The following is an 18,385-nucleotide window of genomic DNA, read 5'->3' on the forward strand; positions in this document are numbered from 1 at the left end:
GGATCGCTGAACGCGGCCTCTCACGCCGGTTCACATCCCGGAACAGCCTGTTCTGCCGCGCCGCTGGGCAGGCCACACTCCGGGCACAGAACGGGCCAGCCAACACACGGAGGACGTCGTGAGTGACGCGAGCGCCGACGGCCTGGTGGTCGAGAACATCGTCGTCAAGTACGGCGGGCACACCGCGGTCAACCGGATCTCGCTGTTCGCGCCCCTGGGCGGCCTGGTCGGCCTGATCGGGCCGAACGGGGCCGGGAAGACGACCACCTTCAACGCCTGCACGGGCCTGGTCCGGCCCGCGGGCGGCACCGTGAACCTCTTCGGCCAGGACGTGACGCACGCACCGCCGCAGCTGCGGGCCCAACGGGGGCTGGGGCGGACCTTTCAGCGCATGGAGCTCTTCGATTCCCTCAGCGTGCGCGAGAACGTGGCCCTTGGGCGTGAGGCCGGGCTGGCCGGGAGCCTGCCCTGGCGGCACCTACGCGGAGCCCGCAGCGACGGGACGAAGGTCCGCCAGGCGACCGAAGCTGCTCTTGCCCAGTGCGGCATCGAGTCCCTCGCCACCCGCCGCCCCGCCGACCTGTCCACCGGACAGCGCCGCCTCGTCGAACTCGCCCGCTGCATCGCCGGCGGGTTCCGGATGATGCTGCTCGACGAACCCAGCTCCGGCCTCGACAAGACCGAGACCGTCCTGTTCGGCAAGATCCTGCGCTCGCTCATCCAGGACAACGGCGTCGGGATCCTTTTGGTCGAACACGACATGGCGCTGGTCATGAGCGTCTGCGACTACCTCTACGTCATGGACTTCGGCGAGCCGATCTTCCAGGGCACGCCCGCCGAGGTCAGAGAGAGCGAGATCGTCCGCGCCGCCTACCTCGGTAGCGAGGCCGTCGAGGACGCCGTCGACTCCCACGACCACAGCAACCACAGGGCCGGTGTCTGATGCTCGAGCTCCGAGGAATCGTCGCCGGTTACGGCGGGACCACCGTGCTCCGAGGTGTGGACCTGATCGTCCCCGACGGCGCAGTCGTCGCACTGCTGGGGGCGAACGGCGCCGGCAAGACCACCCTGCTGCGCGTGGCCTCGGGCCTGCTGCACCCGACCGAGGGCCAGATGCTCCTCGACGGCAACGACGTCACCCGCTCCAGCCCGCACGAACTCGTCCGCCGCGGCATTTGTCACGTCCCCGAAGGACGCGGGGTCTTCTCCTCCCTGACTGTGCAGGAGAACCTGATCCTGCAGTCCGCCCGCGGTGAGGAGAAAGAGGCCCTCGAACGCGCCGTCGAGGCCTTCCCCCGCCTCGGCGAGCGCCTCGCCCAGACCGCCGGCACGATGAGTGGCGGCGAACAGCAGATGCTCGCCCTCGCGCGCACCTACGTCCAGCACCCGAACCTCGTCCTGCTCGACGAGGTCAGCATGGGGCTGGCCCCGAAAATCGTGGACGAGATCTTCGAGTTCCTGACCCTGTTGCGCGGACAAGGAGCCAGCCTCCTGCTGGTCGAGCAGTACGTCACCCGGGCTCTGGCCGTGGCGGACTACGTGTACCTGCTCAACCGCGGCGAGGTGGCCTTCGCCGGTGAACCGAGCGAACTGGAAGGCGAGGACGTGTTCACCCAGTACGTCGGCGCCGACATCGGTCACTGACCAGCCCTCAGATGTCAACGAGCCCTCAGGCCCATCCCGATCCGCTGCATTGGCAGGGGCCTGAGTCCACCGCGGCCTGGACCACCGTCAACGTCAGCGAAGCACTGCCTGAGGTCCCCACTCCGTTGACCTGGACGTTTTTCGCCCGAGGTATCGACGAGGCGTTCTTCGGAGGATTCCACGCGCTCGGGGCCTTGTCGCGGGTCGAGCTGAGGGCTCCGCGGTCACCCGACCAGAGCAGCTGCGCCATCTTCCACGGCCGTCCGGCCCTCAACGTCGACCTGTTCCGCGAGATGGCCGCCCGGATGCCGATGACCTCCGGCGACGCCATGGAGACGGCGCTCTTCGGCGGAGTCAAGGTCGGCGGGGCCGGCGAGAACACCCTGCGCCGCTACCCGGTCGTCGCGGTCAAGCTGCCGAGCGCGATGCTCACGGCACCGCAGCGCCTCCGCGCGGATCACACCGACGTCATCCGGTGGCGGACCGACTCGCTCACCCGCCTGGAGCCGCGGACCGCCCGCGCCGTTCTGTCCGAGGCGTGGGACCACTTCCGCCACTCGTTCTTCCTGCACTCTCTCGGGACGATGCTGGCCCAGGGCCAGTTCGAACAGCTCACCCTGGCCGCAGCCCGGGTGGGCGCGCCTGGCCTCGAGCGGGATCTCGTCACCGGCTACGGCTCGCTCGTGGAGCTTTCGCTCGTCGGCGACCTGTGGCGGGCCGCCCGGGGCGAGCTCCCGGTGGAGGAGTTCCTCGCCTCGCACGGGTACCACGGGCCTTTCGAGTCCGAGCTCTCCAGCCGCTCGTGGCGCGAGGACCCCGCTCCGGTGCAGACGCTGTTGGCGCGCTACCGGAGCATGACGGAGGATGAGGGACCCCAGGCGACGACGGAGCGCGCCCGGGCGATTCGGCTGGCGGCCGAGGCCCGCCTGCTGGACGCCACCCCCCGCCTGCGCCGCGCGCAGGTGAAGGCCACCCTACGGATGGCCCGCACGTTCGTGCCGTTGCGCGAGCTCGGCAAGTCCTCCTTCCTGCACGCGGTGGACGTGGCTCGCGCGGCCGCGCGCGTGCTCGGCTCCGACCTGTGCAGCCGGGGAATGCTGACCGATCCGGATGACGTGTTCTTCCTGACCATGACCGAGGCCCTCGGCGAGCTGCCGGCCTCCACGCAGGACACCGTGACTTTGCGGCGCGGCCGCCGTAAGGAGCACGCGCAGCTCCAGATCGAGGAGGTGTGGCGAGGCATGCCGACGGCCGCACCTCAGGTCGAGGTCACGCGGGCGGCGGAGACCGAGCTCTGCGGTCTCGCCGTCAGCGGCGGCGTGGTGGACGGGGTCGCTGTGGTCGTGACGGATCCCTCGCTCGTCGAGGACCTCGGCCCGGACGCGGTCCTTGTGTGCCAAGCCACCGACCCGAGCTGGGCAACGCTCTTCCTGCAGTGCGTGGCGGTGGTCATCGACGTCGGTGGCCCGCTGAGTCACGGCGCGATCGTCGCCCGGGAGCTGGGCATCCCCTGCGTCATCAACACACGTGACGCGGTCCGCCATTGCCGCACGGGCGACCGGATCCATGTGAACGGCACCACCGGCGTCGTACGCCTCGCCCGACAGCACGCCTGAAGCAACAGGAGGAAGCACCCATGGGACAGCTCGACGGCAAGGTCGCTCTCGTGACCGGCGGCAGTCGCGGCATCGGCCGGACCATCGCGCAGGCTTACCTCGACGAGGGCGCGCGTGTGGTCATCAGCAGCCGGTCCGAGGCCAACGGCAAGGAGGCCCTGCACAGCTTCGACGCCGGCGATCGAGCGACGTTTCTCGCGGGCGACATGACGGTCCGGGAGAGCGTCGACCAGGTCGTGGACGGCACGGTCGCCCACTTCGGAGCCCTGGACATCCTCGTCAACAACGCGGGCGGCATCCAGACCCTGGGCACCGTCTGGGATCTGTCCGACGACGGGTGGATGGACACGATCAATCTCAATCTCCACGCCACGTTCTGGGCCACCCGCCGGGCGCTTCCGCACATGATGGCCAAGGGGTGGGGGCGAGTGCTGAACATCTCCTCGCTCGAGGGCAAGGTGGGCCTGCCGATGATCAGCGCCTACTGCGCCGCCAAACACGCGATCCACGGCTTCACCAAGGCGGTGGCCAAGGAGGTCGGTCGCGCCGGCGTGACCGTCAACTGCCTCTGCCCCGGCTACATTCCGGAGACCGACCTGGCGCGCAACATCGGTGCGGACATCGCTCCCATGCTCGGCCTGGGCTCGGTGGATGACCTCTCCGCGATGTTCGCCCAGCAGTCCGCGACCGGCCGCACCCCGACCTTGGCCGACTGCGTCGGGCCCGCCGTGCTGCTCGCCTCCGACGCCGGGGCCTCGATCACCGGCGTCACGCTGTCGATCGACGGAGGTATCGCGCAGTCATGAGTGGTGTGCTGGCGAACCCGTACGGCATCTCACCGGCGATGGACTACAACCAGTCGCCACCGCGCCTGGACGTTCCCTTGTGGAGCGAGAACTACATCTTCCAGGGCAGCGATCCGGAGAAGGGCATCTTCTTCTACCACTTGATCGGGCGCATGGCGGGCAACCCGCACTACTGGCGCTCGGTCTTCCAGTGCACCCTGCCGAGCGGCGATCTTCTGTCCTGGAAGAACTACGGCAAGGACCTCAGCACCACCGGGCCTGTCGCCGGGGCGTTCCGCGCCACCTGCATCGAGCCGCTCAAACGATGGCGGATCCAGTACGACGGGGTCGCCGCGCGCACGACCCGCGAGGAGAACCGGACGAGTTTCCTACCGGCCACGGCACAGCCCGAGCCCGTCGAGTTCGACCTGCTCTGGGACGCCCGCACGCCGATCTGGAGCATCGGTGGCGAGTCGGCCGAGGAGGCCGAGGACCACTCGATCTGGCACATGCACCTGGAGCAGTCCGGAGTGGTCCGTGGCCACCTGCGCTGGCGCGGGGAGACGATCACTTTCTCCGGCCCGGGCTACCGGGACCACAGCATGGGGCCCCGGGAACTCTCGAAGGGGATCGGGCACACCTGGCTGCACGCCGGCTTCCCCGAGAGTCGACGGCACTTCGGCCTGATCACTCTGTCCTTCGCCGACGACGCCCGCCGGCACATCAACTCCTACAGCGTCCTCGACGGCGAACTCCGCGACGAGAAGACCTTGGAGTTCCCGGAGTGGCCCGAAGGATTGGTTCTCTACGAGCCTGCCGGCTTCACCGTGACGACGGGCGCCGGCGGCAACGACGTCACGTTCACCGGTGAGCTGCTCGATCCCAGCTTCTACTTCACGGTCGCCGCACCCTCGGAGATCATCCTCGGCTACGAATCAGGGTCCACGGAGCCGCTGTGGTCCTGCCGTGAGGTGCTGTGCCGATTCGACCTCGACGGCGAGGTCGGCTACGGGTTCCTGGAGATCAGCCGACGTCACCGCACCGTCACTGACCCAGCGCCTGCCTGATCATGGACTGGGCGTCGAAGTAGAAGACCCGGACCGAGGCGATCTTTCCGTCGCGCAGCGTCGACTCCTCGGCGAGCAGCGTCTCCTGACCCGTGTTCAGATCCGGAATCCGGATGATGCCGAGAACCCGGTCACCGTCCGCGACCAGGTACTGGACCTTCAGTCCGCTGACGTCGAGGTACTTCACCACGACGGAGAACATGTCCACGAAGGCGCCCTTGCCGACGTAATCACCGCCGTAGGGCAGGAACGATGGCTCGTGGACGACGACGTCGTCATGCATCATCGCGAGCAGGGCCTCGAGATCGCCTCGGATCCCCGCCTCGTAGAACGCCGCGACGGTGGCCCGGTTGGTCTCGGTCACGCTGGTGACGTCCGTCATCTAGACCCCTACCTTCTCTCGAGCGGCTTCGGGTACGGCTGCGGCCTTCCTGGCCCGGACCATCTCGATGCGGTCCTGGGTCGGGCCGTTGAGCTTGTGCCGGGATCTGACGTTGAGCCGGCCGATGAGGGCGGCGACGCCGCCCTGGGAGGCCGCGGCGGCCAGGATGGCGAAGAGCCCGAACCCGAACTGCAGCAGATAGTTGAGTTTGGCGTCGTCGATGTAGTTGGGCACAACGAACAGCAGGATCGGGCCGACGATCGCGGAGGTCACCAGGCGTCGGCCGGAGATGGCCAGGACGGCGAGCAGCAGCAGCGACTGGAAGTAGCCGAAGCTCTCCTGGCTGACCGAGCCGAACAGCGAGGCGAAGGTGGCGCCGCTGATGCCGGCCAGGAAACCGGAGATGCAGAAGACGATGACGCGCGACATGTTGACGTTGAGACCGAGGGTCACCAGGCCGGTTGGAGAGTCACCGAGACCGCGCAGCAGCCGGCCGAGGCGGGAACTCTCGATCAGCACGACCAGCCCGATCGCCGCGACGGCGATGCCGAGCAGGAGGTAGTAGAAGCGGGTGTCGGACTCCCACCCGGCCGGGCGTTGCGTGTCCAGGCTACCGATGCCGAACATGAAGTTCTTGGTGTACCCGAACTGGGCCACGAAGATGCCGAAGCCCAGGGTCGCCAGACCCAGGTAGAGCCCGGAGAGCCGGATGGCCGGGATCGCGATGAACGCCGCGACCGGGATCACCACCAGACCGCCGATGAGGACCGCGACGCCCCAGGGCAGGCCACCGTCGAGCGAGTGCCCGAAGCCGGCGGCGCCGATCGCCGCGAAGGCCACGTGACACAGCGAGATCTGCCCGGAGGTTCGGACCAGAAGACCCAGAGAGAGGAAGAGGACGACCTGACTGGCGGCCTGGGTCCAGGCGATGAGGTGGGCGCCCGCGAAGTGAGGGACCATCAGACTGACCGCGGCGATCACGCCATAGGTCGTCATCCGGCTCCGCTTGGAGAATGGGCTGGGCGGCAGCGGACGCATCTTGATCGGGCGGCCGACCTCGACCAGCTTGTGGCGCGGCACCACCAGCAGGGTGATGAACAGAATGATGAACGGGACGTTGAGATCCAGGCCCTGCAGGTCCGGGTAGGTCGCGACCTCCTTGGCGACGAGCTTCTGCAGGACCCCGACCACGATGCCGCCGACGAAAGCCATCGGCAGGGACGTGAACCGGGCCAGCGCCGCCGCTCCGAAGGCCTGTACCACCAGCAGCGACAGCACGTTGATGTCGAGTTGCTGCTGGGTGGAGGCGAACAGGACACCGGAGACCGCGGTCAACGTGGACCCGATCATCCAGGCGTTGCGCCGCACCCGTGCCGGAGAGGCACCGGTCATGTCGAGCAGGGAGGGATCGTCGACGACGCCGCGCATGTTCAGTCCCGCCCGAGTGCGGGTGAAGAACAGGAACAACCCCACGGCCAGCGCGAGCCCGAACGCCATGTCGGCGAGGTTGTCGTACGTGACCGACACGTTGTCGACGGCGAAAGCCTCGTCCTGCGGCAGGAACGTCTCGAAGACGAAGGTGGACTGCGGCCCGTAGATGAGGCCGACCCCGGCCTGGATGCAGACGAACACCCCGACGGTGGCGACGATCTTGTAGGTGACGGTGACGCCGGCGAGCGCCGCCGCCAGTCGTTCGAACAACAGCCCGGACAACGGACCGAAGATCAGGACTGCGATGACCGCGGCCACCGGCCAGGGCAGGCCCTGTTCCTGACGGAGCTCGTAGAAGATGTACGCCCCCACCGCGCTCATGGCACCGTGCGCCACGTTGAACACGCCCGAGGTCTTGTAGGTGAGGACCAGACCCATCGCTGAGATGCCGTAGATGGCTCCGGCAGTGAGTCCGAAGATGAGGTAGGGCAGGTACTCGCTCATGACCCGCACGCCCCACATCCGGCCAGCCCGAGGGCGGCCATGTCGGCTGCGGTGACGGGGCGCAGGTTCTTCTTGCCCCGCGCCAGCAGGCAGTGCGGACGGTGCGCGCGACCCATCCCGGTTGCCGTGACCAACTCGTCCGCCGCGAGGCTGACCGCAGGGCGTACCGAAGCCTGCGCTTCGGACAGCCAGGGTCCGAGGTACAGCGCGACGGCCCGCTCCATGCCCGTGACCTGGCGGAACGCGCAGATCAGCCAGTACACCCCGCCGAGGACGACGACGCCGGTCGAAGCGATGCTGCCGACCAGCCATGGAACCTGGTCGTCGTAGGTCAGCTTTCCGGCCCCGACGTACCAGCACACGACCATGCCGACGAGGCCGATTCCGATCAGCACCCCGGTGCCCAGCGCGTGGCTGCGTTGCCACGGCTCGGCGCGGTCGGGCACCGCGAACAGCAGGGGCTCGGGCTGCGGGGCGGCGGGTTCACTGCGGCGCCGCGCCCGGGCGGGCACGCTCACCTGATGCGTCGTCACCGATCAGGCCCTGCGGTGGGCAGATGACCCAGCCGGACTCAGGCGGTCAACCTCCACGCCCGCCCCGGCGATGGGAGGGAGGGCCGGCAGAGGGCGGCCGGACCCCGCCAGTTCCTGCAGGGTGGTCCGCACCAGCCGCAGCTCGCGCCACTGGTCACGCAGGTCGGCCGAGACCCACAGCACGGAGCCCATCGCAACCAGCACGATCCCGCTGACCCCGGCCGAGGTGATGTACGGCATCTGCTTCACGACCGCCTCGGCGCCGCTCACCCCGACCCACCCCACCACCAGGACGATCGCGCCGGCGACGGTGAGCGCTACCGCCAGCGCCCGGTCCCACTGTGCACGCAGCAGTGTCAGGATTTCCATGGCGAACGCACTCCCACCAGGCTCAGAGCCATCATGGACAACAGGGCCGCGACGGCAATGGCGGCGAACAAGAGATAGAGATTGGTCGAATCGCTGAAGTTGATTGCAGCGCCGGCTGGTACGAACGTCGCGGTGGGGATCCCGGTCCCCACGCCCGCACCCACAGCGGCTGGCGCTGCGCCGACCGCAGCGCCACCGGGCACCAGCCCCCCGATCCCGGCGGCATCGAGACTCGGCAGGACTCCACCCGGCGCGGCGCCGGCCGCCCCGGTCCCCACGCTGCCGGTACCGGCCGCTGCGGAGTCAGTCACGCCGGCCGTCGCGTCATAGGTCGCGGGGTTCAGGGTCACGTTGGCCAGGACCTTGCCCACGGTGTAGGTGATCGGCACGGGACCGGAGAAGTAGGGATTGTCCGGGAAGCCCGGTGCCTCGTAGGTGAAGTTGAAGGAGGCGCCTTCAATGCCGGTCGGCGTCTCCGTGGCCGGCTGATACGTGATGCCGTAGCCGGCCTGCTTGAACGCGTCCAGCACCGAGGAAGCCGGGACCGCGTACTGGTTGTCGCCGAACCCCGGCAACGTCATCGAGAAGTACCCGTCCTTGAACCCGATGTCCGGGGCCGGCAGAGTCTGCCCCCCGAACGGCAGCGGGATCGGCGGGAAGGGAGTGTCCGGCAACTGCGGCACCCCCGGAATCGGAACCGGCACCGGAGCCGAGCCCGGTGTCGTCTTCGGCACCGCGATCGCCAACCCCGGAACGTGGATCCGCGCAATGCTCAGCGAAGACGAGCGCGTGAGCTTGCCGGTGGTCCCGTCCGCCAGCACCACCGCGGTCGAATGCACCCCGGACATGCGGACCGTTCCACCGATCACGATGCCGTCCAGCGCGGAGTCCGCGAAGGCGCGGACATCACCCGAGGGCGCCACGGAGATCCGGGAATCCGCGGTCCCGCCTCCGGACGGGCTCACCACCGACGCCGAACCGATGTTCGACTCCTGCCCACTCTCGGCGTGCAACCTGATCCCCGGATACGCCACATCCGCCGGTGCGTCACCTGCCCCCGTAGCGGCCTGCAACGGGTATCCCGGCGAGGGCAGGCCGTACAAGCCCGCCGCAATCCCCGGCAAACCGGGTACGACCGGGCCGAGGTAGGGGAACGACGCTTCGGCATCGGACTGCCCGCTCGAGGTCAACCGGGACGACGCCTCCGGGCCGATGCCTTCGATCACGACGCCCAGCGGAAAGCTCTGGTTGCGCGCGGTGGCATTGACCGCGATGCCCTGCGCGTAGGCGTCGAACGCGGCGGAGGGCGCGAAGTCGGCTTTCGCGGGGCTGATGCCGATGATCGTGTACCCCGCGCCGACGGTCAGCGCGACCAAGGATGTGGCGGCTGTGGCACGCCGGCGTGACGAGCGCACTAGAGGCATTGCGGCCGGCCCTTCGTGAGGTCAGTGAGACCTTGCTTGTTGATCAACGTGATGAAGTAGCAGTCACCAGTGGGATGCGGACCGCCGGGCTTGAAGGTGAGGGGGACCGACGAGAACCCGCCGATGGTGTCGTTCTTCAGACTGTCCATTCCCTCGATGATCAGAGCGGTGGTAACCGGGCCATTTCGGGCCTTCGCGGCAACCTTTGCCATCCCCGCCTCGAACAATTTGCCGGCCGAGTAACCGCCCATGGCCGACTGGTCGATGCGCGCCCCGGGGGCATATCGCTTCATGGCGTTGAGGAACGCCTGCACCGGCGCGATGGAATCGTTGACGTACGACGGGTTGGAGGAGCTCAAGTAGACGCTCGCCGCCTGGATGTTGGGATCGGCCGCCGTGTTGGGGCCGACAGCAATGGAGCTCGTCGCCGATGGCGGGCGGAATCCGATCGAGGCGCAGGACTTGAAGAAGCGCTGATTGCCGGAGGTATCGAGAGCGGTGAACATGATCTCGGCGCCGGCCGTCTTCAGGTTCTGGCACTGCGAGGTGTAGTCGGTCTGGGTCAGCGATGCCGCCTGGGTCGACACGAGAGTTGCGCCGGCCTTTGCTGCCATCTCCTCCAGTCCGTCGCGCAGCAACCCGCAGATCTCCGCCTCCACGCAGTGGATCAGGCCGATCTTCTTGAGGCCCGTGTTCTGCACCATCGCCTTGATGGCACCGGTGTTACCGGCCAGCGACACGTTTCCTGAGGGGTACAGCAACGGGTCCCGGTTCCAGTCCGGATGGGTCAGGTCGCCACCGACGGTGGGGACGCCCGCGGCCGCGGTAGCCGCTCGGTAGGCGCTGATGGTGATCGGGATGTCGGCCCCGACCATCGCCACCACTTTCTGATCCTGGATCAGACTCTTGACCGCTGACGTCGTCCGCGCCGGATCAGAGCCGTCGTCGCGCTGCGAAAGCCGGATCGGGTGGCACTGCACCCCGCCGCGGGCATTCACTTCGGCCGCCCAGGCGGCGAGGCCGGGGCGGAACCCGCCCAGCGTCGGCTCGAGGAAGCCGCTGAATGCGCCGACCTGACCCAGGGAGATCGGTGCGAGTTGCGCCGTGCAAGGCGCGTCCGCCGCGGCCACGGCGGCGCCCGCGACCGCTGCCGGCGCGCCGCCAGCGGGTCGTGCTCCCACTGGTGTGCCGGTGCGTGGTACGGCCGGAGCGGGCCTGCCCGCGACTGCGGGCGTTTCGACCGCAGTCAGCGTCGTTGCTCCCGGCTCCGCTGCCGCAGCGTTCGCCGCTGCCGGAGCGCCGCCAGACTGCGGCACCGCCGCGACCTGACCGCCGTCCGTGCGCAGGCTGCCCGCCGCGACCAACTGCTCGTCACTGGCCCGCGTACCGCACGCGGCAAGCAGGACCACCGCCGCGGCAGCGCCGGTCAGGCGGCGACCCCGACGCGACGAGCGCGAAGGGCGCCTCAGAGGCACTGCGGGCGACCCTTCGTCAGGTCGGAAACGCCCTGCTTGTTGATCAGCGTCACGAAGTAGCAGGCCTCGGTCGGGTGGGGTCCCGCCTTGAAGGTCAGCGGTGCCGAGGTGAGCCCGCCCAACGTCTCGTTCTTCAGGCTGTTCATGCCCTCGATGATCATCTTCGTGGTGACCGGGCCACTGCGAGCCTGCGCGGCCACCTTGGCCAGCCCGGCCTCGAACAACTTTCCAGCGGCGTACCCACCCATGGCCGACTGGTCCACCCGCGCACCCGGGGCGTACCGCTTCATCGCCTCCTGGAACGCCCGCACGCCGGGCAGGGAGTCGTTGAAGTACGGCGGGGTCGGCGAGTTGAGGTAGATGGACGCGGCCTGCACGTTCGGGTCCGCCGCCGTGCTCGGCCCGACCGCGATGCCGGTGGTCGCCGACGGTGGACGGAAGCCGATGGAGGCACACGACTTGAAGAATCGCTGCACCGCGGAGCTGTCCAGGACGGTGAACACGACCTCGGAGCCGGCGTTCTTCAGGTTCTGGCACTGCGACGTGAAGTCGGTCTGCGTCAAGGAGCCCGACTGTTTCGTGACCACGGTGGCGCCGGCCCGCTTGGCCATGTCGTCGATCGAGTCGCGGATCAACCCGCAGATGGAGGCCTCGACGCAGTAGATCAGGCCGAGCTTGCTCTTGCCGGTGTCCCCGACCATGGCCTTGATGGCGCCGGCGAATCCGGTCAGGGACACGACGCCCGGCGGGTAGATGAGGGGATCGGTGTTCCACTCCGGGTTGATCGCGTCGCCGCCGATCGTGGGGATGCCCCCTGCGGTGGCCGCGGCGCGATACGCAGCGAGCGTGATCGGTACATCGGCTCCGACGAGCGCGACGACCTTCTGATCCTCAATCAGACCCTTGACGGCCGAGGTCGTCCGGGCGGGATCGGAACCGTCGTCACGCTGGGAGAGCCGGATGGCATGACACTGGACGCCGCCACGCGCATTGACCTCGCTGGCCCAGGCCGCGAGACCGGGGCGGAAGCCACCGAGGGTGGGCTCCAGGAAGCCGCTGAACGCCCCGACCTGGCCGAGGGAGATCGGTTCGAGTTGACGCGTGCACGGAGCCTCCGCCGCCGCGACCTTCGCGTCGCCCACGGCGGCCACGGGGTTCGCCTCGGGGCCCCCGGTCGGGCCGCCCGCGGCTGGGCCGGCCACGCCGGCCGAGGGCGCAGCCGTCCCACCACTCTTGGCGGTCCCCGGGACCTCGTTCGAAGGAAGCGCTCCTGTCGCGGGCGCCAATCCGGACACGCGTGGATCGGCCGCGGCCCCGGGCGCTTGCGTGTCCGTCTGCACGGCCACGGACTGCGCGCCGCCAAGACTGCCCGCGGCCGTCAGTCGTTCGTCGCTGACGCGAGTGCCGCAGGCGGACAGCAGGAGGACGACGGCGGAGAACCCCGCCAGCGCGCAGCGACGGTGCGCATTGCGGCGCGCACGGCTGCCGGTGACTCCGGTCATACGCAACATGTCGCGGATGCTACGCAGGCTTGGCAGCAGCCAATTTGGTCTCGTTCCGGCCCCCGGAAACCTCGTCGCGCAATTGATGCCGGGCCCAGGAGCGCGGAGCGGGGCCGGTCAGCATCGGTGCTACGTGAGATGGACCCCGTCTTCCGGTCCGCCCTCGCGCATCCGGGTCATCCCCAAAACCGAGTTTGATCATGCCCTCGATGACATCAAGTTCCCCGTCATCACGCGCAACTGGGCGATGACCGATCGAACCCGGATCGGATTCGTTCGGTCATCGCGTCGGGCACTTCGTCCCGACTGGTTGTGAGCGCGCCCAGCGCGTGTTGGGTGGCCGTGAGCGTCCCGCAGATGTCGTTGCACGGTCTCGCACGAGCGGGCGCACTCGACCGGTGGAGCCGACCACCCACACGTCATCGCTCCCCAACGTGGTGTCGCGGGTCAGGACCCGGACCAGGGCCGCGATCGTGGGGCCCAGGCGCCGCACCCGCTCGTTGTACCAGTCTGCTTGGGGCAGGTACGGGAACAGTTGGCGCAGATGGGCCCGGGCGTGGCGCAGCCAGCGGGCCTCGCTGGTGAATCTGAGCAGAGCCTGCAGTAACGCCAGCACGACCATCTCGGAGTCGCCGATACGCGGCGGATCCCGACCGCGGGACGCGCCGAGACAACTCCGGCGCCCTCTTCAGCATTTCGTCGGTGCGCGCGCGTACAGTGCGGTGGCGAAGGTGTCCAGGTCGGCGTCCGTCGAAGGACCTCCAGGGGTTCGACGTCATGGGCTGCAACGTCGACCCTGGACACGCTTCAACGCTCAGCCGTCTCCGCGCGCTGGCACCAAGCCCTTGAAATCGTTCATCTAGTTGATGGCCCGGTCCTTGCCTGCCCAGTAAGGGGCGCGCAGGTCCCTCTTGAGGATCTTCATCGCGCCGGAGAGCGGAAGCGGGTCGGTGCGGAAGTCCACGGAGCGGGGCACCTTGTAGCCCGCGATCGACGTACGCGCGTGGGTGATGACGTCCTCGGCGGTCAGCGCCGAGCCCGGCTTGACCACACAGATCGCGTGCACCGCCTCGCCCCACTGCTCGCTGGGGACACCGATGACCGCGACCTGCAGAACTTCCGGGTGAGAAGCAATCGCGTTCTCGACCTCGACCGAGTAGATGTTCTCGCCGCCGGAGATGATCATGTCCTTCGCGCGGTCGACGAGGAACAGGTAGCCCGCCTCGTCGAGGTAGCCGACGTCTCCGGTGGCGTACCAGCCGTCGCGAAACGCCTTCTCCGTCTCCTCGGGCAACTTGAGGTAGCCCTGCATGAAGTTTCCGCCGCGGGCGTACACCTCGCCGGCCGCACCGGGGGGCAGGTCGTTGCCGTCGGTGTCCACGATCTTGATCTCGATACCCGGCAAGGCTCGGCCGCAGGAGCCCAGCCGCGAGCCTTCGCGATGGTCTTCATCGAAGAACAGCGTCAGTCCCGTTGCCGCTTCGGTCATGCCGTAGCCCTGGATGATGCGCGTGCTCGGCAACAAATCGAGGATCTTGTCCAGGAGCGGCCGGGGCATCGGAGACGCGCCGTAGATCAGTCTGTTCAGGGAACAGACTCGCTCCGCCGAGAACTGCGGGTGGTTCACGATCATGCCGATCATGGTCGGCACCAGGACCGTCGCCGTGCACTGATACTGCTCGCACGCCGTCATGAACCCCTCGGGCTCGAACATTGGCTGGATGACGACGGGCACTCCGAACATCGCCGCACCCACGACACCCAGCATCGTCGCGCCGTGGAACATCGGGGTCGCCAACAGATAGGTGTCCCCCCGTTCCCACGGGACGCTCATCGCGACGTGGTACTGATTGAGCACCTCGGCCCGCTGGTCGAGCATCACGCCCTTGGGCTTGCCGGTGGTGCCGCCGGTGTACATGACAACGCAGAGGTCGTCCTCCTCCGGCACCTCGGGCCACCGGTTGCCCGCATCGGCCAGCAGGTCCTCGTAGCGCATATCGGCGGCGCCCTCGCCGCCGCCGATGAGGACGACGTGCTTCAGTCCGGCCGCGTCGCGGATCTTCTCGATCAACGGGGCGAAGGTGGCATCCACGAAGCAGACGGTGCTCTCGGCGTCCCGCAGGACGTAGATCAGCTCGTCCGGGGCGAACCGCAGGTTCAGCGGGTTCACCACGAAGGCGCCGAGCAACCCGGCGTGCCAGAGCTCGAGGTACTCCATGCTGTTCACGCTCAGGACGGCGACGCGGTCCCGCCGCGTGACACCGAGCTTGGTTTCGACCGCGGCGCAGAGCCGCGAGACGCGGTCCGCGTGCTGGCGGAAGGACCGCTCCTCCCCCGTGGCCGCGTTGATGAAGCCGACTGCGTCGCCGTGCATCTGCCACGCCGGCAGCAGAGTCCGAGAGAAGACGAGTTCCTTCACGTCGACCTGTCCTTTCGCTTTCGATCCATCCGCCCGGCCGGACCTGTCCAAGGTTGTGCGCAGTCAGGCGTGCGCAAAGGGAGTAGGGCCCGGACCGTCAGCTGAAGCTGCTCAACGCGGCCAGTTCGTCGAATCGCGCTCGCCATCCGTCCCGATGAAGGCAAGAGACGCTCCCTGTGGCTGGACGTCCGGCGGCGGCTCGTCGGAGTGACCCGAGGACGGCGCGATCGTCAACGTCCACCGAGCCAACGCATCGAACCACGCAGGCTTGATCGCCTCGTAGGAGAGCGGGATGTCACCGGGCTCGACCGCGAGCGCTCCGTATGACTGCTCACGCTCGTACTCCCGCGTGATCTGACCCGTCAGGTCGCCCATGCCCAGCCTTGGGCGCCCGCCGCGCCAGAACTTGTCTGCCGTGTCGGCCTTTCATCATCAGGGTGACGTCGGCGTCCTCCGGGATCGACCCGAAGACCACCTGGTAGGGCTCGCGCATGACGAGGTTCATCTCGACGTCGGGGTCGGTGTAGACGACCTTCATGACGAGGTCGGCTGCCTTCAGCTTCGGCCCGGACTCGGGATGCTCGACAGCGGCGCGGAAGACCCACCGATGTACTTGTCGACCTCGCTGGCTTCGGCGAAGAAGGCCATACGTGTGCTCCTCGGGAGGTTGAGACTGAAGGCGGGCCGGTCGAACCGACTAGTCCTCGACCAATGTCAGAGCCTCGGTCGGGCAGGAGTCGATGGCCGCCTGCACCGCGGCGAGTTCCTCGGCGCTTGGGTTGACCTTGAGCACCTTCAGACTTCCGTCGTCCTGCACCTCGAAGAACTCCGGCGCCTCCGCCTCACACATGCCGAGGCCGGTGCACTTGGCGTGATCGGCAACGATTCGCACGTACCAACCTCCGGAGCCTGCTTCGACAACTCGGACAGTATGACCGGACATCATGCCCGATGCAATCCCGGTCACCCGCCGACAAGGCGTGATCCGAGAGAACTTCGGGTTCGTCTACCTGAACACGGCGGTCCGTGCTTCCATGGATAGACACAGCGTGCATTGACGCGGACACCGTGTCCAGACAAAATGAACGCCGGTAACCAAACCAGCGGTCGCGCGATGGAGACCGCGAGGGAGAGGACGTCGCCATGGGACACGCGAACAGGCACCGCAAGCCGTCTGCGATGGGCCGCCGCTTGAGCGCGGCCGGGGCCGCCGCGGCGCTGAGCGTCGTTCCTCTGAGCACCGCCACTGCATCTCCCGCGCAAGCCGCTGAGGGCGACAAGACGGCCGTGGTCGGTCCTCTGCTCGACTTCTTCGGCTTCGGCACTACGGTCGGCGCCCCCGTTCTCTGTGGCACGCTGTCCGCCAGCCTCGGATCGGGGTTCCAGGAGTTCAACGCGGCCGAGCAGGGCAGCGCCATCACCGAAGGCATCGACCAGGGCTGCGCCACGTTCGCCGAACAGGGCAATTCGTTCGTGGAGCAGGGCAAGGTCGCTCAGGCTCCGTACGCCGAGCAGTTCAACCCGGTCGCGAATCCAGTGATCGAGCAGCTCGCGACCGCTGTCACGGACTTCGGGACGTCATACTCCCCGGCCCTCGCACCTTTTGGTCCGACCGTGGCCGGTTCCGGGAACACGATCCGCTTCCTCGCGGGGTCGACCCCCGACGGTTCCTGACCCGGCGCCAATCGGGCTGGAACGAGGATTGCAGCCGTCTGCTCCCGCTCGGAGCCCCTCTAGGTGCTCGTCGCTCGTCAGGCCGGCGGCGCCAGCAACTGCCTCATCAAGGTGATCTCCTGGCGTTCCCGCAGGAGCATGCGGGCAGCAGCCGGAACGACCCGCGCTGGCATGCGCGCCGGCGTAGGTCGCCATCTCCAGGCCCCTCTCGTAGTGACGGACCATCAGCTCGACAGTGCGACGGGTCGTCGCAGAGCCACGAAGTTCAGCGACCGCGTCCAGGTCGGCCGAAGTCACCATCCCGGCATCGTCCTCCCGCGTGGCCAGGCATCCAGGCCATCGACGGGCCTGATCTGACCGGCGGCGCGTGCCACAGAGCGAGCCAGCCGCTCATCATGCCGATCTCATGGTGGTGAACCACCATGTCCTGGCTGAACCCGATGTCCACCTCACCCGGGACCCCCACTGCCTGCGTGTCGGCCGACGAGGTGTGATCGGGAGCAACGGCGCGGGCCGCACCGAAGATGGCCCCCACCAGCAGGAGCGCCCCGCCGCCGATGATCAGTTGAACGGATAGACGCCGTTGCTGAACGTCAAGGCCAGGAAGCCGTTGTTCTGGCACGTCACCCATAGCTTTGACCCCACGTCGATGGCTCCCGACGCCGATGCCGCTACTCTGACCCAGCTCGTCGGCCTTCGTACGGCGACGTACCTCCTGCTGCGCGTGGGAAGGGCTGGCCGCGGTTCTCGAACGCCGCCCCCCGCTGTTCAATGGCACATGACGGGACGAACGTCCGCCTGCTCAAAGCGTGCTGCTTGCCGGGAGCGGTGACTCGGACCGCACTACGTCGGAGTCGTGCCCGTACTGTCGGTTGATCGCCTGCCAGGTGGTGACGGTCATGACCATGAAGAAGATGAAGAACCAGGTAGCCGGCAGCCACCAGGCGAAGATGCCGTCCCAGGCGAAGGGCCCGGTCTTGAAGTACATCAAGAACGTGGCCGACGTCTGACCCATCCCCATCATCACGGCGACGTAGCCTGCCCAGCGCGGGTAGACCGGCGCGGCGGTGGTGTCGCACAGGATGGCCAGCCCGGTGGTCACGTACCACGTGACGAACGGGACCCACCCGATCAGGAAACTGATCCAGGCCATGTCGTTCACAGTCTGGGTCAGCTCGGGGGAGATCTCGCCGGGACGGAACGCGGCCACCCACCAGAGCATGAACGGCCCAATGATCAGGATCAGGCTGGCCGAGAAGGCGGCGGCCTGAAGCTGGACCAGCGATTTCGGCAGGTCGATGATGCGGCGGGTCTGCGCGTTGATGGCCGCACCGAACGCGAGGTAGAACGGGCAGGCGATGTAGCACACCAGGAGCCCGGTCCTGATCGCGTTGGTGTCCGACCGGAAGATCTCTGCGGTCTCCTCAGCGGTGTTGCTGGGATCCAGCGGAGGCACGAACTGCGCGATTCCTACGAACCCGATTCCGAACAGGACGGCGAAGATCATCCCGCCGGAGGCGCAGACCAATTCGATGTAGCGCTTCACGCGTGGCGTCCTTT

At 68.0% G+C, this 18,385-nt stretch carries 18 protein-coding genes and 1 pseudogene; 6 read left to right on the top strand and 13 right to left on the bottom strand.

What is annotated here, in order from left to right:
- The first annotated feature begins 118 nt into the window (after window positions 1–118).
- The 5 genes from SPOPO_RS0103500 to SPOPO_RS0103520 all read left to right on the top strand — a co-directional run bounded on the left by SPOPO_RS0103500 (window position 119) and on the right by SPOPO_RS0103520 (window position 5,112).
- A complete protein-coding gene (locus SPOPO_RS0103500) occupies window positions 119–943 on the top strand; it encodes an ABC transporter ATP-binding protein (protein ID WP_019873394.1) in 825 nt (274 codons plus the stop codon).
- Window positions 943–1,644: an ABC transporter ATP-binding protein gene (locus SPOPO_RS0103505; RefSeq protein ID WP_019873395.1), complete on the top strand. Its 702-nt coding sequence runs from the start codon at window positions 943–945 to the stop codon at window positions 1,642–1,644. Before SPOPO_RS0103500 ends, SPOPO_RS0103505 begins: the two co-directional genes overlap by 1 nt.
- Window positions 1,645–1,769: 125 nt before the next feature.
- Window positions 1,770–3,260, top strand: coding sequence for a PEP-utilizing enzyme (locus tag SPOPO_RS0103510; RefSeq protein WP_019873396.1), 1,491 nt, complete (start codon window positions 1,770–1,772; stop codon window positions 3,258–3,260).
- A gap of 20 nt (window positions 3,261–3,280) precedes the next feature.
- Window positions 3,281–4,066 (top strand): SDR family NAD(P)-dependent oxidoreductase, encoded by a 786-nt coding sequence (locus tag SPOPO_RS0103515; RefSeq protein WP_019873397.1) that lies wholly within the window; start codon window positions 3,281–3,283, stop codon window positions 4,064–4,066.
- On the top strand, window positions 4,063–5,112 hold the full coding sequence (locus SPOPO_RS0103520; protein WP_156869529.1) for a hypothetical protein: 1,050 nt from the start codon (window positions 4,063–4,065) through the stop codon (window positions 5,110–5,112). Before SPOPO_RS0103515 ends, SPOPO_RS0103520 begins: the two co-directional genes overlap by 4 nt.
- On the opposite strand, the gene SPOPO_RS0103525 is transcribed toward SPOPO_RS0103520, so the two are convergent.
- The 11 genes and pseudogenes from SPOPO_RS0103525 to SPOPO_RS0103575 form a co-directional block, all read right to left on the bottom strand.
- Window positions 5,090–5,494 (bottom strand): nuclear transport factor 2 family protein, encoded by a 405-nt coding sequence (locus SPOPO_RS0103525; RefSeq protein WP_019873399.1) that lies wholly within the window; start codon window positions 5,492–5,494, stop codon window positions 5,090–5,092. The genes SPOPO_RS0103520 and SPOPO_RS0103525 overlap by 23 nt on opposite strands.
- Window positions 5,495–7,429, bottom strand: a complete 1,935-nt coding sequence (locus tag SPOPO_RS27525; protein WP_245541691.1) for a branched-chain amino acid ABC transporter permease — start codon at window positions 7,427–7,429, stop codon at window positions 5,495–5,497.
- Window positions 7,426–7,962, bottom strand: a complete 537-nt coding sequence (locus SPOPO_RS0103535) for a hypothetical protein (protein WP_156869530.1) — start codon at window positions 7,960–7,962, stop codon at window positions 7,426–7,428. Before SPOPO_RS0103535 ends, SPOPO_RS27525 begins: the two co-directional genes overlap by 4 nt.
- Before the next feature lie 3 nt (window positions 7,963–7,965).
- Window positions 7,966–8,331, bottom strand: coding sequence for a hypothetical protein (locus tag SPOPO_RS0103540; protein WP_019873402.1), 366 nt, complete (start codon window positions 8,329–8,331; stop codon window positions 7,966–7,968).
- Window positions 8,319–9,707 carry a hypothetical protein gene (locus SPOPO_RS0103545; RefSeq protein ID WP_028984489.1) on the bottom strand — a complete coding sequence of 463 codons (1,389 nt, stop codon included), beginning with the start codon at window positions 9,705–9,707 and terminating at the stop codon, window positions 8,319–8,321. Before SPOPO_RS0103545 ends, SPOPO_RS0103540 begins: the two co-directional genes overlap by 13 nt.
- Before the next feature lie 38 nt (window positions 9,708–9,745).
- Window positions 9,746–11,164: an ABC transporter substrate-binding protein gene (locus tag SPOPO_RS0103550; protein ID WP_245541692.1), complete on the bottom strand. Its 1,419-nt coding sequence runs from the start codon at window positions 11,162–11,164 to the stop codon at window positions 9,746–9,748.
- Window positions 11,165–11,220: 56 nt separating this feature from the next.
- Window positions 11,221–12,741 carry an ABC transporter substrate-binding protein gene (locus SPOPO_RS0103555; protein WP_245541693.1) on the bottom strand — a complete coding sequence of 507 codons (1,521 nt, stop codon included), beginning with the start codon at window positions 12,739–12,741 and terminating at the stop codon, window positions 11,221–11,223.
- Window positions 12,742–13,092: 351 nt separating this feature from the next.
- Window positions 13,093–13,471: pseudogene (locus SPOPO_RS36115) on the bottom strand (IS982 family transposase); the annotation flags it as partial.
- 120 nt (window positions 13,472–13,591) lie between these two features.
- Window positions 13,592–15,151 (bottom strand): AMP-binding protein, encoded by a 1,560-nt coding sequence (locus SPOPO_RS0103560; protein ID WP_019873405.1) that lies wholly within the window; start codon window positions 15,149–15,151, stop codon window positions 13,592–13,594.
- A gap of 111 nt (window positions 15,152–15,262) precedes the next feature.
- Window positions 15,263–15,526 (bottom strand): hypothetical protein, encoded by a 264-nt coding sequence (locus SPOPO_RS0103565; RefSeq protein ID WP_019873406.1) that lies wholly within the window; start codon window positions 15,524–15,526, stop codon window positions 15,263–15,265.
- A gap of 322 nt (window positions 15,527–15,848) precedes the next feature.
- Window positions 15,849–16,043, bottom strand: a complete 195-nt coding sequence (locus tag SPOPO_RS0103575) for a ferredoxin (protein WP_019873408.1) — start codon at window positions 16,041–16,043, stop codon at window positions 15,849–15,851.
- A 251-nt stretch (window positions 16,044–16,294) separates the two neighbouring features.
- Between SPOPO_RS0103575 and SPOPO_RS0103580 the strand changes: the two genes are divergently transcribed.
- Entirely contained in the window at window positions 16,295–16,825 is a 531-nt protein-coding gene (locus SPOPO_RS0103580; protein ID WP_156869533.1) for a hypothetical protein, read from the top strand.
- A 265-nt stretch (window positions 16,826–17,090) separates the two neighbouring features.
- Here the strand turns inward: SPOPO_RS0103580 and SPOPO_RS34710 are convergent, their stop codons facing one another.
- Entirely contained in the window at window positions 17,091–17,456 is a 366-nt protein-coding gene (locus SPOPO_RS34710) for a DUF305 domain-containing protein (protein WP_169577149.1), read from the bottom strand.
- A 171-nt stretch (window positions 17,457–17,627) separates the two neighbouring features.
- A complete protein-coding gene (locus SPOPO_RS0103585; protein WP_019873410.1) occupies window positions 17,628–18,371 on the bottom strand; it encodes a hypothetical protein in 744 nt (247 codons plus the stop codon).
- Between the last annotated feature and the right edge of the window lie 14 nt (window positions 18,372–18,385).

It is taken from the genome of Sporichthya polymorpha DSM 43042 (genome assembly GCF_000384115.1).
GTDB lineage: Bacteria > Actinomycetota > Actinomycetes > Sporichthyales > Sporichthyaceae > Sporichthya > Sporichthya polymorpha.